Annotated in this window: 10 protein-coding genes; 5 read left to right on the top strand and 5 right to left on the bottom strand. The window is 77.0% G+C overall.

Annotated features, from left to right (window positions below; all coding sequences use genetic code 11):
* Positions 1 to 21 precede the first annotated feature (21 nt).
* Positions 22 to 1,674 carry a bifunctional 3'-5' exonuclease/DNA polymerase gene (locus RM780_RS21010; protein WP_311632378.1) on the bottom strand — a complete coding sequence of 551 codons (1,653 nt, stop codon included), beginning with the start codon at positions 1,672 to 1,674 and terminating at the stop codon, positions 22 to 24.
* 150 nt (positions 1,675 to 1,824) lie between these two features.
* On the opposite strand from RM780_RS21010, the gene RM780_RS21005 reads away from it, so the two are divergent.
* Positions 1,825 to 2,088, top strand: coding sequence for an SHOCT domain-containing protein (locus tag RM780_RS21005; protein ID WP_311632377.1), 264 nt, complete (start codon positions 1,825 to 1,827; stop codon positions 2,086 to 2,088).
* Between the two features lie 204 nt (positions 2,089 to 2,292).
* On the opposite strand, the gene RM780_RS21000 is transcribed toward RM780_RS21005, so the two are convergent.
* Positions 2,293 to 2,730: an ATP-binding protein gene (locus RM780_RS21000; RefSeq protein WP_311632376.1), complete on the bottom strand. Its 438-nt coding sequence runs from the start codon at positions 2,728 to 2,730 to the stop codon at positions 2,293 to 2,295.
* Positions 2,731 to 2,817: 87 nt separating this feature from the next.
* Positions 2,818 to 3,690: a DeoR/GlpR family DNA-binding transcription regulator gene (locus tag RM780_RS20995; RefSeq protein WP_311632375.1), complete on the bottom strand. Its 873-nt coding sequence runs from the start codon at positions 3,688 to 3,690 to the stop codon at positions 2,818 to 2,820.
* Between the two features lie 146 nt (positions 3,691 to 3,836).
* Between RM780_RS20995 and RM780_RS20990 the strand changes: the two genes are divergently transcribed.
* Positions 3,837 to 6,350, top strand: coding sequence for a hypothetical protein (locus RM780_RS20990; protein WP_394813039.1), 2,514 nt, complete (start codon positions 3,837 to 3,839; stop codon positions 6,348 to 6,350).
* A gap of 348 nt (positions 6,351 to 6,698) precedes the next feature.
* Here RM780_RS20990 and RM780_RS20985 read toward each other — a convergent pair whose 3' ends face one another.
* The gene (locus RM780_RS20985) at positions 6,699 to 9,074 is read right to left on the bottom strand and encodes a right-handed parallel beta-helix repeat-containing protein (protein ID WP_311632374.1); all 2,376 of its coding nucleotides are present in this window, start codon (positions 9,072 to 9,074) and stop codon (positions 6,699 to 6,701) included.
* 396 nt (positions 9,075 to 9,470) lie between these two features.
* On the opposite strand from RM780_RS20985, the gene RM780_RS20980 reads away from it, so the two are divergent.
* The gene (locus RM780_RS20980; RefSeq protein ID WP_311632373.1) at positions 9,471 to 10,883 is read left to right on the top strand and encodes a family 2B encapsulin nanocompartment shell protein; all 1,413 of its coding nucleotides are present in this window, start codon (positions 9,471 to 9,473) and stop codon (positions 10,881 to 10,883) included.
* A gap of 412 nt (positions 10,884 to 11,295) precedes the next feature.
* On the top strand, positions 11,296 to 12,708 hold the full coding sequence (locus tag RM780_RS20975) for a family 2B encapsulin nanocompartment shell protein (protein WP_311632372.1): 1,413 nt from the start codon (positions 11,296 to 11,298) through the stop codon (positions 12,706 to 12,708).
* An 85-nt stretch (positions 12,709 to 12,793) separates the two neighbouring features.
* On the opposite strand, the gene RM780_RS20970 is transcribed toward RM780_RS20975, so the two are convergent.
* Complete coding sequence (locus RM780_RS20970) at positions 12,794 to 13,378, bottom strand: DUF6643 family protein (RefSeq protein WP_311632371.1); 585 nt, start codon at positions 13,376 to 13,378, stop codon at positions 12,794 to 12,796.
* Between the two features lie 283 nt (positions 13,379 to 13,661).
* On the opposite strand from RM780_RS20970, the gene RM780_RS20965 reads away from it, so the two are divergent.
* Positions 13,662 to 14,041, top strand: a 380-nt coding sequence (locus tag RM780_RS20965; RefSeq protein WP_311632410.1) for a TerD family protein, incomplete at its 3' end; no start/stop codon positions are given.

The raw sequence follows: 14,041 nt of genomic DNA, 5'->3' as shown, positions 1-14,041 counted from the left end.
GCACGCCCCCCGCACGGGGTCTCACTTCGCCTCCGCGTACGAGTCGACCACGGAGGTGGCGCAGGGGAAGCGGACGGGGGTGGGGCCGAAGGTGAGGCGGCCGGCGGCGTCGGCCGCCGTGCGGGCCGCTTCCGCGACGGAGTCGGCCTCGGCGCGGGGGCAGTGGACGATCACCTCGTCGTGCTGGAAGAAGACCAGCTCGGCCCGGAAGCCGGTGAGCATCGCCCGCAGCGAGGCCAGCATCAGCAGCGCCCACTCGGCCGCGCTGCCCTGGACCACGAAGTTCCGCGCGAAGCGCCCCCGGGCGCGGGCCGCCGCGCCCGGCGCCGCGTCGGGCTCGGCCGGGGAGGTGCGTCCGAGCCACGTGCGCACGGAGCGCCCCTCCTCGCCCGCCCGCGCCGCCTCGTCCACGCAGGCCACGGCCACCGGGAAGCGGCGCCGCAGATCCGCCAGGTGCCGCAGGCCGTCGCCCGAGGTCTGCCCGTAGACCGCGCCGAGCAGCGCCAGCTTGGCCGCCGCCCGGTCGCCGGGGAAGCCCCGGCGGGCCAGGGCCGTGTACAGGTCCCCGGCGCCGCCGGCCGCGGCCATCAGGCCCGGGTCGCGGGAGATCGCGGCCAGCACCCGCGGCTCCAGCTGCCCCGCGTCGGCCACGACCAGCCGCCAGCCCGGGTCGGCCACCACCGCCCGCCGCACCACCCGCGGGATCTGCAGCGCGCCGCCGCCGTTCGTCGTCCAGCGGCCCGTCAGCGTCCCGCCCGGGACGTACTCCGTGCGGAACCGGCCCTCTCGGACCCAGGAGCGCAGCCACGCCCACCCGTGCGCGGTCCAGATGCGGTACAGCCGCTTGTACTCCAGCAGCGGGGCCACGGCCGGGTGGTCGACCTCCCGCAGCTCCCAGGCCCGCGTGGAGGACAGCCGTATCCCTGCCCGGGAGAACGCCCGGATGACGTCCGCCGGGAGGTCCGGGCGCACCCGCACGCCCTCGCCGAAGGCCCGGGAGACCTCGTCCGCCAGCTCCGCCAGCCGCCGCGGCGGCTGGCCCCCGGGATAGCGCTCGCCCAGCAGCTCCTCCAGCAGCCGCCGGTGGATGTCCTCCCGCCACGGCACCCCCGCGCGGCCCATCTCCGCGGCCACCAGCGTGCCCGCTGACTCGGCGGCCAGCAGCAGCCGCATCCGCGCCGGGTGCGCGGCCAGCTCCGTGCGGGCCACCTGCCCCGCGTACACCTCGGTCAGGGCCGCCAGCGCGTCGGCCCCGGCGGGCAGCGGCACGGGCGCCGCGTCGAACAGCGAGGGCTGCGCCGCGTCCGGCACGGCCGCCGGGACGTCCGGGGGCACGGGCAGCCGCCGGCGCCGGGCGAAGGCCGCGCTCAGGGACCGCGGCAGGCCGTGGCCCCCCTCGTGCCCGAGGAGCAGCGCCTCGGCGGCCTCCACGTCGTAGCACCGTGCCACGCGCAGGCCGGCCGCCAGCAGCCGCGGGTAGACCGCCGCGGTGGAACGCCAGACCCACCGGCCGACCCCCGGCCTGGCCCGCACCGCGGCCACCGCGTCCGGCGCGGCCTCCACCGGCCCGGCGGGCTCGCCCCGCGCGTCCAGCGGGCAGACCCGGGCCGAGCCGTCGGCGTACTCCGCCAGCGCCCACCGCCCTCCCGTGTCCGCCGGCCCCTTATCGTTCATGTGTGCGAGTGTGGCAGGCGCCACTGACAACGCCCGTACTCCCCGCGGAGCAGCCGCGGAGCCGCTGCCGGGACGACGACGCGGAGCCCTCCCGGGAGGGAGGCTCGGTGCCTCGGGGGCGCACCCGCCCCCGAGGAGAGGAGAGACGAGATGGAGTTCCTGGCACACGGCTTCGACGGGCCCGGCCCCGGCCCCTGGGTGCTGCTGTTCCCGCTGATGTGGGCCGCGCTGGTGGCCGGGGCGGTGCTCGCCGCCCGCCGCCTCGCCCGGCGCGGCGGCGCGGAGAGCCCCGTGCGGCTGCTCGGCCGCCGCTTCGCCGCCGGCGAGATCGAGGCGGAGGAGTACCGCGCGCGCCTGGCGGTCCTCACCGCCCGCCGCCCCCGCAACGCCCCGGGCGGGGCCACTCCCGCCTGACGGCCCGCCGGAAGTGCGGACCGGACGCCCCCGGGGGCCGTGTCCGGGCGGCCCCCGGGCGAGGCGGCGGCAGGAGCTTCGCCCGGGACGTTCCGCCTGGTCCCGGGAATGGGTCCCGGGAACGGCCGACGGCGAGCGGGCCCGCACGGCGCACCGGCCGCGCGGCGGGCTTACCTGAGGCCGCGTCAGCCGGGTGACGCGGCCTCAGGCGTGCGTCGCCCAGGGCTGGGGGAGGGCGCGGGCCTCCGGCGGGGTCGGGGGGAAGGGGACCGGGAGGGTGAACCAGACGGTCCGTCCGCGCTCGTCCTGGTGAGCGCGCACGCCCCCGGAGTCGCGGACCGCGGCCACCGCGGGCACGGGGTGGCCGCCGCGCCGGTGGTCCCGGACGGCGACCGCGACGCGGTCCCACAGCAGCCGCACCTCCACCGTGCAGGACCGCTCCGAGCCCCCGTGCCGCCGGACGTCGGCCAGCAGGCGGCCCACCCCGGCGCCCGCCGAGTCCACCAGCTGGGGCAGCCGCCAGTACCGCAGCTGAGCGGTGACGATGCGGCAGACCTGGCCGGCCCGCGCGGGGACGGCGCGGAACTCCACGTGGAAGTCGGCACGCTGACGGTCGGGGGCTTCGGCACAACGGATCACCATGGCGGCTCACTGCTCCTGCGATGGATGCGGCCGGCGGGCGCTGCCCGCCCTCGTTCCGCACTCTTGCACGGCCGCGCGCGGCTCACCTCACGAGATGCGCCGCACTGGCGTGTCGTCCCCCGCCGCCGCCATCTCCGCCGGGTCCGCGATGACCAGCTCCGCGAGGTGCCCGGCCACCTCCTCGCGCTCCGCCCCGCGCAGCCCCGCGTCGGTGACGAGGGTGTCCACCTCGTCCAGGGAGGCGAACGAACTCAGCCCGGTCGTGCCCCACTTGGTATGGTCGGCGACCACCACCACCCGCCGCGCGGAGCGGATCAGGCGCCGGTTGGTCTCCGCCTCGGCCAGGTTGGGGGTGGACAGGCCGGCCTCGACCGAGATCCCGTGCACCCCCAGGAAGAGCACGTCGAAGTGGAGAGAGCCGATCGCCGCGTCCGCCACCGGCCCCACCAGCGCGTCGGAGGGCGTCCGCACGCCTCCCGTCAGCACGACCGTGGCCGGCCGCGCGGAGCCCCCGCCCCCGCCCTCGCCGGACTCCTGCGCGGCGTCGTGGAAGACGTCCGCCACGCGCACCGAGTTGGTCACCACGGTCAGGCCCGGGACCGTCAGCAGCTCCCGCGCGAGGGCGAACGTCGTCGTCCCGCCCGAGAGGGCCACCGCGCTGCCGGGGCTCACCAGTCCCGCCGCCGCGCGGGCAATGGCGCTCTTGGCGGAGGGCTCCAGGGAGGACTTCGCCTCGAAGCCCGGCTCGTGGGTGCGCCGTTCGGACAGCGGCACCGCCCCGCCGTGCACCTTCTCCAGCGAGCCCTGCCGGGCCAGCAGGTCGAGGTCGCGGCGCACCGTCATGTCGGACACGCCCAGCATCCGCGTCAGCTCGCTGACCCGCACCCCGCCCCGGCGCCGCACCTCCTCCAGAATCAGTGCGCGCCGCTGCCCGGCCAGCAGGTTCTGGTTGTCGCTCACGCCTCTCCCTCTCTCGGCGTGAGACATCCTGTCATGCTCCGACTGCGCCGCGTGCGGCACGGTTCGGCCGGCTCCCCAGCGGAGATGACCAGGGCAGCGGGCGCCGGGCGCAGCGGCCCGGCCGGAGGGAACCGGGGCGGTCGAGGATGACGAGGCAGGGCACCGCGGGGCCGGCGGGAGCGGCACCCGAGGCGGACGGGGCGGCGCGGGCGGGCGGGGGAGCGGGGGCGCGAGCGCCGGAGCGCCCGCCCGTGGTGGAGCTGCTGGTGCACGGCGTGGGCGGGGCCACGCACCAGGACATGCTCCAGGACGTCCGCACCACCCGCGTGACGGGCGACGCCACCGCCGGCATCCACCGCCGCACCGACGACCTGGAGGACCGGGCCTGGCCCGAGGCCGGGGACCCCGACGGCGCGGGCCCCGCCGGGCGCGAGCCGCTGCGCGAGGCGTACTGCTGGTCCCAGCTCACCTCCGGCAACGGCACGCGCGCCCTGTGGCTGCTGCTCCTGCCGTTCATGCTGGCCAACCTCGCCCACTGGATGCGCCCGGCCGCGGCCGCCCCGGCGCGCGCCCACCGCCGCTACGACCTGCTGGTGCGCCTGACCGCGCTCTCCCTGACCGTCCTGCTGGCGGCCGGGGCCTGTGCCGTCAGCCTCGACCTGGTCGCCTGGCAGTGCGCCGGCTCCTCCGCCTGCGCCTCCGGCACCGGGTGGCTGGACCCCTTCGCCCCCGGCGGCGGCTGGTGGGCGCAGCCCGGGCGCCGCCTCGCGCTGGCGGCCCTGGTCCCGGCGGGGCTGCTGCTCCTGCTGTGGTGGCTCTCCCGCCGCACCTGGAGCGCCTACGAGTCCGCCTCGCCGCCCCCACGCCCCCGGGCGGACGCGGGCGAGGACGCCCTGCTGAGCCTGCCCGGCTTCTGGTACGGCCGCGGCATCGTCGCCCGCCTGCGCTCCGCCCACACCGCCGCCGGCCTGCTGACCGTGGCCGCGGCCCTGCTCGCCGCCGGATGGGACCGGGACCGTGGCCCGGACGGCTCCGGGCCGCTGGCCGCCGCCGGCCTGCTGCTGGCCGTTCTCACCGGGGCCGGCCTCGCCGTCCTGCTGGCCCAGCAGTCCCAGCACGGCCGCACCGAGGAGGTCATGGACGAACGCCCGGAGCCGGCGCTCTCGCGCGCCCTGCCCCGGTACGCCGCCGCCGTGCTCGTGGCCGCCGCGGTCCACGCGGCCTGGAGCCGCCCGGAGTGGGAGACCGTCGGCCGCTACCCGGGGGCGCAGGCGTTCTTCGCCGTCCTCCTCCTCGTGCAGGGCGCCCTCGCCGTGGCCGTGGGCCTGGCCGCGCTCGGCCTGCACCGGCGCACGCCCCGGGGCGAGCGCGGCGCGCTGGCCGGACTCGGCGGCGCCTGCGTGGCGTTGATGGCCTGCGGCCTGGGCGGGGTGCTGACCGGCGGCGTCGCCCAGCGCGTCGCCGACTGGCTGGACCCCACCTCCGCGCCGGGCGAGCCCGGCGCCCTCATCGCCGGGCCGCCGCTGGTCCTGAGCTGGGTGGCCTCCGGCATACCGCTGCTGCTGGCCGTCCTGCTGGGCCTGGCCGCCGCCGGGCTGGTCACCGCCCGCCGCCGGGGCCGCCGCCTGGAGTCGGGCGTGCGCGCCGCCTACCCCGGCGAGGACTGCCCGGCCGAGCCGGAGCGCAGCCGGCGCATCGCGGGGGCCGTCGCCCTGGCCGGGCTCACCGACGAGGCGCCGGCGCTGATCGGCTGGATCAGCGGGGCCTGCCTGGCGCTCGGCCTGGGGGCCGTGGCCGGGGCCGCCACCGGGGACTCCCCCTCCCGCGCCGCGGAGGGGGCGCCCGCGCCGCTGGCGGCCGTGGCCGACGCCTGCCAGGGCCTGGGCTCCTGGCTGATGGGCGCGGCCGTCCTCCTGCTGATGGCCACCGGCCGCCGCGCCTACCGCGACGCCTCCGCCCGGCGCACCACCGGCATCCTGTGGGACGTCGGCACGTTCTGGCCGCGCGCGGCGCACCCCTTCGCGCCCCCCTGCTACGCCGAGCGCGCGGTGCCGGACCTGTCCTGGCGGATGGCCACCTGGACGCGGGTCACCGGCGGCCGGCTGGTCGTCTCGGCGCACTCCCAGGGCAGCGTGCTGGCCGCCGCGGCGGTCTGGCAACTGGACGCGGAGGCCCGGGAGCGGATCGCGCTGCTGACCCACGGATCGCCGCTGGCCCGGCTCTACGGCCGGTGGTTCCCCGCGTTCTTCGGCCCGGCCGCGCTGCGGGCGCTGCACCGGGACGTGCCCTGCTGGCGGAACCTGTGGCGGGCGACCGACCCCATCGGCGGCCCGGCCTCCGGGCCCGGGGACGAGGGCCCGTGCGTGGACCGCGGCCCGCTGGCCGACCCGGTCGCCTACGGCCGCACCGACCGCCACCCCCTGCCCGAGCCGATCTGCGGCCACTCCGACTACGCGGCCGACCCGGCGTTCGCCGAGGAACGCACGGCCCTGCTGCGCGCCCTCGTCCCGGACTGGCCCCTCGCGGTGCCACGCCAGGGCCTGCCCGAGGGGCGGCCCCGGCCCGGAGAGAACCCGCCGCCCGGGGACCCGGCCGCGCCCGGCGAGTTCCCCCCGCCCGGCGACCCGGCCGCCCCGGGCCCGGCCGTCCCGGCCGGCTGAGGACGGCGCGCCCGCGACGGCCGCCGCCGCGGCCCGGCCGCCGGCCGGGGCGCCCCTCACGGGTGACGGGCAGGCCGAAGGGCCGGTGAGCTGCCGGGCGCATCCGGCGGGGTGTCCGCCGCCCGCTCCGGCGGGGACGGTCCCCGCGCGGTCCGCGCGGCGGAGGCGTCCGGCCGCGGGGCGCCCCTCGCCGGGGCGGGCGCCCACGGCTGCGGCGTGACCGGCAGCGGGAGGTGCTCGCGCCCGCGTGCGGGAGGGGCGTGTCGGCCCGCCCGTCCCCGCGGTGGGCACCGTCTGCTCGCGCCCGCGCGCGGGAGGGGCGTTCGGCCGGGCGGGCAACGCCAGCGCTCAGGGAACGTCCGGGAGGTCCTGGGGGAGGAGGAGGGTGAGGTCGCGGGTGGTCGGGTCGGGGAGGCGGGCGACGCGGCCGGCGTGGCGCTCGACCATGGCCTCGAACGCCTGGCGCGCGGCCCGGCCGTTGCCGAAGGACGGGCCCCGGTCCAGCGCCGTGAAGTACTTCAGCAGCGCCTCCCGCGCGCCCTCGCCCAGCTCGTACTCCTGCTCGCGCGCCTGCTGCTCCACGATGCTCAGCAGCTCCTCCGGCGCGTAGTCCCCGAAGGTGATCGTGCGCGAGAATCGCGAGGCAACGCCCGGGTTCACCGCGAGGAAACGGTCCATCTCGGCCGTGTAGCCCGCCACGATGACCACCACCGCGTCCCGGTGGTCCTCCATCAGCTTCACCAGCGTGTCGATGGCCTCGCGCCCGAAGTCGCGCCCGGCGTCCTCGGGGGAGAGGGCGTACGCCTCGTCGATGAACAGCACGCCCCCGCGGGCGCGTTCGAACGCCTCCTGGGTGCGGATCGCGGTGGAGCCGATGTGCTCGCCGACCAGGTCGACCCGGGAGACCTCCACCAGGTGCCCGCGCTCCAGCACCCCCAGGGAGGCCAGGATCTGTCCGTACAGCCGCGCCACCGTCGTCTTGCCCGTGCCCGGGGAGCCGGTGAACACCAGGTGGCGGCGCGCCGAGGCGGCCTTCAGTCCCGCCTGCCGCCGCCGCCGCCCCACCTCGATCATGTCCACCAGGGCCCGCACCTCCCGCTTGACGCCGGCCAGGCCGACCAGCTCCTCCAGCTCGCCCAGCACCTCCTCCGCGGGCCGCCCGTCCGGCTCCGGCTCCGCGGGCGCGGGCGGGGGCGGCGCGGCACCCGTCGGCTGCGTCGCGGGCTCTCCCGACTTCAGCCGCACGCCCGGCCCCTCCGCCTCGTCGCTGCGGCAGTCGGTCAGCACCGGGCTGCGCTCGGCGAAGACGTAGCCGCCGCGCGTGCAGCGCTCGGTGCGGCAGCCGGACAGCTCGCTGCGGCAGCCGTCGATGATGTGGAAGCCGTACCCCTGCGAGCCGGTGATCCGGCAGCGGGTGAAACGGCCGCGGCCGCCCGCCGAGACGTACGCCCCGGCCTCCGAGGGACCGGTCACCGTGCAGTCCGTCACCTCCGGGTCGGCGCCCTTGGTGACGATGAAGCCGGTCCTGGCCTCCGCCACCGTGCACCCGGTGACCGTGCCGCCGCTGCCCGGGTCGCGGAACCACGCACCGGTGCCCACCCGTTCGACGCGGCAGGCGTCCAGCCGGGCGGCGGCCCCGTCGCTGACCGAGACCGCCGAGCCGCGCACGTCCCCGATCCGGCTGTCCACCACGTCCACGCGCGAGCCGGTGTCCAGCACGAACAGCGCGTCCGGCACGTGGTGCACCCGGCAGGACTCCAGCACCGCCGTCGCCCCGTCGCTGACCCACACCGCCGGGTAGTCGCCCGTGGAGCCGTGGATCTCGCAGTCGTGCGCGTCCGCGTGGCTGCCCGGGTCCCACACGGAGACCCCGTTGCGGCCGAAGCCGGAGACGGTGGTGCGCACCAGCGTCAGCACCGAACGCGAGCGCAGGTCCAGGGCGTTCTCCGGAACGTCCGCCACCTCGCTGTCGGCCAGCGTCAGCACCGCCTCGGAGTCCAGCGTCACCCCGTCGCCCGTCGTGGCGGACACCCGGCACTCGGACAGGTGCGCCGCGGCCCGCTCGGCCAGCAGCACGCCCGTGCCGCGGATCTCCTCGAAGCGGCAGCCCACCGCGTCCACCGCGCTGCCCTCGCCGGTGACCGACAGGCCCGCGCCCGTGGCCTGCCGCACCCGGCAGCGCTCCAGGCGCGGGCGGGCCGGGCCGCGCACCGCTATGCCCGGCCGGCCGGACTCGGTGACCTCGCACTCCTCGAACAGCCCGCCGGCGTCCTCCGAGACGCTGATGCCGGTGCCCGTGGCGTTGCCCACCGCGCAGCGCCGCACCGTGGGCCGGGCCCCGCCGCGCACCTCGATGCCCGCGGCCGAGGCGGTGCGCACCACCAGGCCCAGCAGCTCGGGGCTGCCCGCGTCCACCAGCACGGCCGGGGCCGTGGCGTCCTGGCCCTCGATCCGCAGCCGGTCGACGGTCGCCGAGCCGCGCACGGTCAGCGGGACGCCGTCCACGGGCGCGATCCGGGCCGGGCCGTCCTTCTCCCCGCCGGGGCCGCGGACCGTGACGGCCTGCTCGATGACCAGGTTCTCGCGGTAGGTGCCCGGCGCAAGGACCAGCACGTCGCCGTCGTCGGCGGCGGCCAGGGCCTCGGTGACCGTGGCGTAGACGGCGGTGCGCCGCCGCCAGCGGCCTGTACCCGAGTGCGTCACCTGGACCGAGCCCTTTGCCATGGAACCGATGTGCCCCAACCTCGTGCGACGACGTGAGCGCCCTCTTCGCGCGTCGTTCCGCGCGTAGTTGGCCGCTCCACCGTAGCGCGCCGGGCTGCGGCGGAAAGACCGTAGTGAAACGCCACTCCGCGCGCCGTGCATGCAGGTTCGCGCATCCCGAGTGCGCTCGAGCGCTCCCTGGAGGGGAGATGACGGTGCGTGCCGCATCCGACACGCTGCGTGCGAGCCCTGTCGGGGCGGTGCAGGAACGTCCCGCCGCAATACCCAGGATTTACCGGCGGAATCCCCGGCCCGGCGCCACTTTCGAGTGATTGCCCCGCGTCCTGGCACCCTCTAGCTTCTGTCGCGGGATCCCCCGAATGGCCCTTGTACGACCGCAGATTGGCGGTGTTCCGCATGACGACTTCCACCGAGCCGACGCCTGCGAACGAAACCTCGCACCCCCGTCTGAGCCTTGACACGGCTGCCGCGAAAAACCTCGCCACGACCACCAAGACGCCCCCGCAAATGCAGGGCATCACCTCCCGGTGGCTGTTGCGCGTACTTCCCTGGGTGCAGGTGAACGGCGGCACATTCCGGGTCAACCGGCGCCTGACGCACACCGTCGGGAACGGCCGCGTGGAATTCATCTCGACCGGCGCCGAGGTGCGCGTGATTCCCGCGGAGCTGGGCGAGCTGCCCGCGCTGGCAGGATTCACGGACGAGGCGGTGCTGCTGGAGCTGGCCGGGGCCTGCGTCCAGCGGGACTTCACCCCGGGGGAGGTGATCGTCGAGGCCGGCGCCCCCGCCGACGCCGTGGTGCTGATCGCGCACGGCAAGCTCGCGCGCCGCGGGCCCGGCGCGTACGACACCGAGACCGACCACGGCGTCCTGGCCGACGGGGACTTCCACGGCGAGGCGGCCCTCACCGACCCCGACCCGGGGACCTGGTCCCACACTCTGCGCGCCCTCACCAGCGGCACCGTGCTCACCCTGCCGCGCGAGGCGTTCCAGGCCGTGGCCGACCGCTCGCCCGCGCTGGCCGAGCACCTGGCCGCCTATGCCGCCGCCGTCCCCGCGCAGCGCAACGCCCTGGGCGAGGCGGATATCAGTGTGGCGTCGGGGCATGTGGGGGAGCCGGTGCTGCCGGGGACGTTCGTGGATTACGAGGCGTCTCCGCGGGAGTACGAGCTGAGTGTGGCGCAGACGGTGTTGCGGGTGCATTCGCGGGTGGCGGATCTGTACAACGAGCCGATGAATCAGGTGGAGGAGCAGCTCCGTCTGACGGTGGAGGCGCTGCGGGAGCGCCAGGAGCACGAGCTGGTGAACAACCGGGAGTTCGGGCTGCTGCACAACGCCGACCTGCGCCAGCGCATCCACACCCGCTCCGGGCCCCCGACGCCCGACGACCTCGACGAGCTGCTGGCCACGGTCTGGAAGGACCCCAGCGTCATCCTCGCCCACCCGCGCGCCATCGCCGCCTTCGGCCGCGAGTGCAGCGCCCGCGGGCTCTACCCCGGCAGCACGGACCTGGAGGGCCACGCCGTGCCGGCCTGGCGCGGCATCCCGGTCCTGCCCTGCGACAAGCTGCCCGTTACCGCCGCGGGCACGACCTCCATTCTCGCGCTGCGCACCGGGGAAAAGGCCCAGGGCGTGGTCGGGCTGCACCGCACGGGAATCCCTGACGAATACCAGCCGAGCCTCTCCGTGCGTTTCATGGGCATCAACGACCAGGCCGTCATCTCCTACCTGGTCAGCGCCTACTACTCCGCGGCCGTCCTCGTCCCCGACGCGCTCGGAATTCTGGAGGACGTCGAGATCGGCCACTGAACGCCCCGGGCGCGGGCGGGCGGCCCCCGGGTCACCCCCCGCGCGCCCCGGCGATTCCCCGCGCACGCCGGAATGCGCCGGCGTCCGAGGGGAGTTGCCGCGACGTGCCGGAACAACGCGAAGTGCCGGAACAGGCAGCATCACCGGAATCTGCGGCATCGCCGGAATGGGCGGAATCGGCCGCCGGTCCCCCCGGCTCCCTTTCCGGGATCCGCCGCCGCCCCGCGTCCCCTTGACGACCCAGGCGCCCTCCCTACGCGGCTCCGGACGCCGTGCCGCGGGCCGCGCGCCCCTGCCCGCGGCGCGCGGGCCCCCGGCGCCCGCCCCCTCCGCGCGCCCGCGTTCCGGCTTCCCCCTGTCACCGCACCGTGTCACCGCACCGCCAGGCCACCGCGACGGAAGGCGCCGCCCCGTGAACCCCCCTGTCTCCCCCTCCTCCGGCACCCCCGAACCCGCCGGGCCCCCGCCCGCCGCCTCCAGCCTCGACACCGCCGCGGCCCGGAACCTGGCGACGACCGCCAAGACGCCCCCGCAGAACCAGGCCGTCTCCCCCCGGTGGCTGCTGCGGGTCCTGCCCTGGGTACAGGTGCGCGGCGGCACCTTCCGGGTCAACCGCCGCCTGACGCACACCCTGGGCAACGGCCGGGTCGAGTTCGTCAGCACCGGGGCCGCCGTCTCCGTGATCCCCGCCGAGCTGACGGAACTGCCCGCCCTGCGCGGCCTGTCCGACCCCGCCGCCCTGGAGGAACTGGCCGCGGCCTGCGTCCAGCACGAGTACCCCGCGGACGCCGTCGTCGCCGAGGCCGGGCGCCCGGTGGACCAGGTGCTGCTGATCGCGCACGGCAAGGTCCGCCGGACCGGCCCCGGGCCCTACGGCGCCGAGCGCCACCTCGACGTGCTCGCCGGCGGGGACTTCGCCGGCGACGGCGCCCTGGCCGGGCCGCCCGGGGACTGGGCGTTCACCCTGCGCACCCTCACCCGCGCCACCGTCCTGGCCCTGCCCCTGTCCTCCGTCCGCGCCGCCGCCGCGCGCCGGCCCGCCCTCGCCGCCCACCTCGCCGCCCACGCCGCCCGCCCCCTGCGGCCCCGGAACAGGCGCGGGGAGGCGGATATCAGTGTGGCGTCGGGGCATGTGGGGGAGCCGGTGCTGCCGGGGACGTTCGTGGATTACGAGGCGTCTCCGCGGGAGTACGAGCTGAGTGTGGCGCAGACGGTGTTGCGGGTGCATTCGCGGGTGGCGGATCTGTACAACGAGCCGATGAATCAGGTGGAGGAGCAGCTCCGTCTGACGGTGGAGGCGCTGCGGGAGCGCCAGGAGCACGAGCTGGTGAACAACCGGGAGTTCGGGCTGCTGCACAACGCCGACCTGCGCCAGCGCATCCACACCCGCTCCGGGCCCCCGACGCCCGAGGACCTGGACGAGCTGATCTCCCGCCGCCGCAAGACCCGCTACCTCCTGGCGCATCCCCGCGCCATCGCCGCCATCGGGCGCGCCTGCACGGCGCGCGGCCTCTACCCCGAGCCCGTGGAGGTCGACGGCGCCCGCGTGCACGCCTGGCGCGGCATCCCCCTGCTGCCCTGCGACAAGATCCCCGTGTCCCCCGAGGGCACCAGCTCGGTGCTCGCGCTGCGCACCGGAGAGAAGGACCAGGGCGTGGTCGGCCTCCACCAGACGGGCATCCCCGAGGAGTACGAGCCCAGCCTGAACGTGCGCTTCATGGGCATCAACGACCAGGCCGTCCTCTCCTACCTGGTCAGCGCCTACTACTCCGCGGCCGTCCTCGTCCCCGACGCCCTGGGCATCCTGGAGGACGTCGACGTCTGAGGACGCCGGCGTCCGAGGTGAGCGATCCGTCCGGCCGCCGCGTCCCCCGGGGCCCCCGCCCCGCCGCCGCGCCCGGACCCGGTCGTTACCGCCCGCCCTCGCGCTCCGGCCAGTAGCCGGGGGAGGGGGCGGGATAGGGCTGCGCGCCGGGCGCCGGGTGCCCCTGCGCCGCGGGCGCGTGGGCCTGCGCCTGGCCGGGGTAGGAGGTCGGCGAGGGCCCCGCGTAGCCGCCGGGCGAGGCCGGCATCGGGCGGGGCGGGAACGGCCGCGGCGCCGCGGGGCGCATCGGCTGCGGAGCCGCGGCCTGCGGGACCGGCTGGCCCGGGTAGGGCCGGGGCCCGGCGGCCTGCTGCGGGATGTAGGGCGAGGCGGCCTGCGGGGCCGGCGCCTGGAACTGCTGCCGCAGCGGGGCGGCGGCCTGGTACGCCGGGTACCCGGTGGCCTGCTGCGGGTGCGGCTGGGGGGCGGACGGCGCGGAGGGGCCCGAGGGCAGCGCCGGGAGGGCGGGCAGGGCCGGGGCCTGCCCGTATCCGAGCGGCTCGTAGGCGGCCGGGACCCTGATGGGCGCGATCTGCGGGGTTCCCCGCTCGGCCACCAGCCTGTCGTAGATGGGGGTGTCGGGGAACGACGGCGAGCCGTAGCCACCGGCGTAGGGGCGCGGGGAGGTCATGCCCCATAAGTTAAGCCCACCATGTGGTCGTTGGGGAGACCGATTAGCGGGTCATTTCGCGTGGTTCGGCGCGCCTCGGGTGACCTCGGGTGATCAATTCGAAGGAATTACGGAAAATACGGAAGTAACGCCGAGCGGGTCCCCGATGATGTTGTATCAGGGGGCCCCGGGGTCGCGCCGCCCGGGATGGCATAGTGGGCCTTGCCCGCGCCACGGGCGCCGTCAGGCGGAGTACGGGTGGAACGAGGACGGCCACCCCACGGAGGAACCCACGATGCCCACGATGCTCAAAGGCTCGAATGTCCCGGTGCAGGCCCGCGCGGTCCGGGTCGAGATCGGCTGGAACGCCGGCCCGGGAGTGCCCGACGTGGACGCCTCGGCCCTGCTGCTCTCCGGCGGCCGGGTCAGGTCCGACGAGGACTTCATCTTCTACAACCAGCCGCGGCACCCCTCGGGAGCCGTCCGCCACGAGGGCAAGCAGCCCGGGGGCGGCGCGGTGACCGACCGCCTCGCCGTGGACCTGGCCGGCGTGGAGCCCGGCATCGAGACCGTCACCCTGGCCGCCTCCGCGGACGGCGGGACGTTCGGGCAGGTGCCCGCCCTGCACATCCGGCTGCTGGACGCCGACAGCGGCGCCGAGGTCGCGCGTTTCGACAGCGAGAC

Source organism: Streptomyces boetiae (assembly GCF_031845405.1).
Classification (GTDB): Bacteria; Actinomycetota; Actinomycetes; order Streptomycetales; family Streptomycetaceae; genus Streptomyces; species Streptomyces boetiae.
The sequence above is the reverse complement of the archived record's forward strand: the minus strand, read 5'-3'. Positions and strand labels throughout refer to the sequence as shown.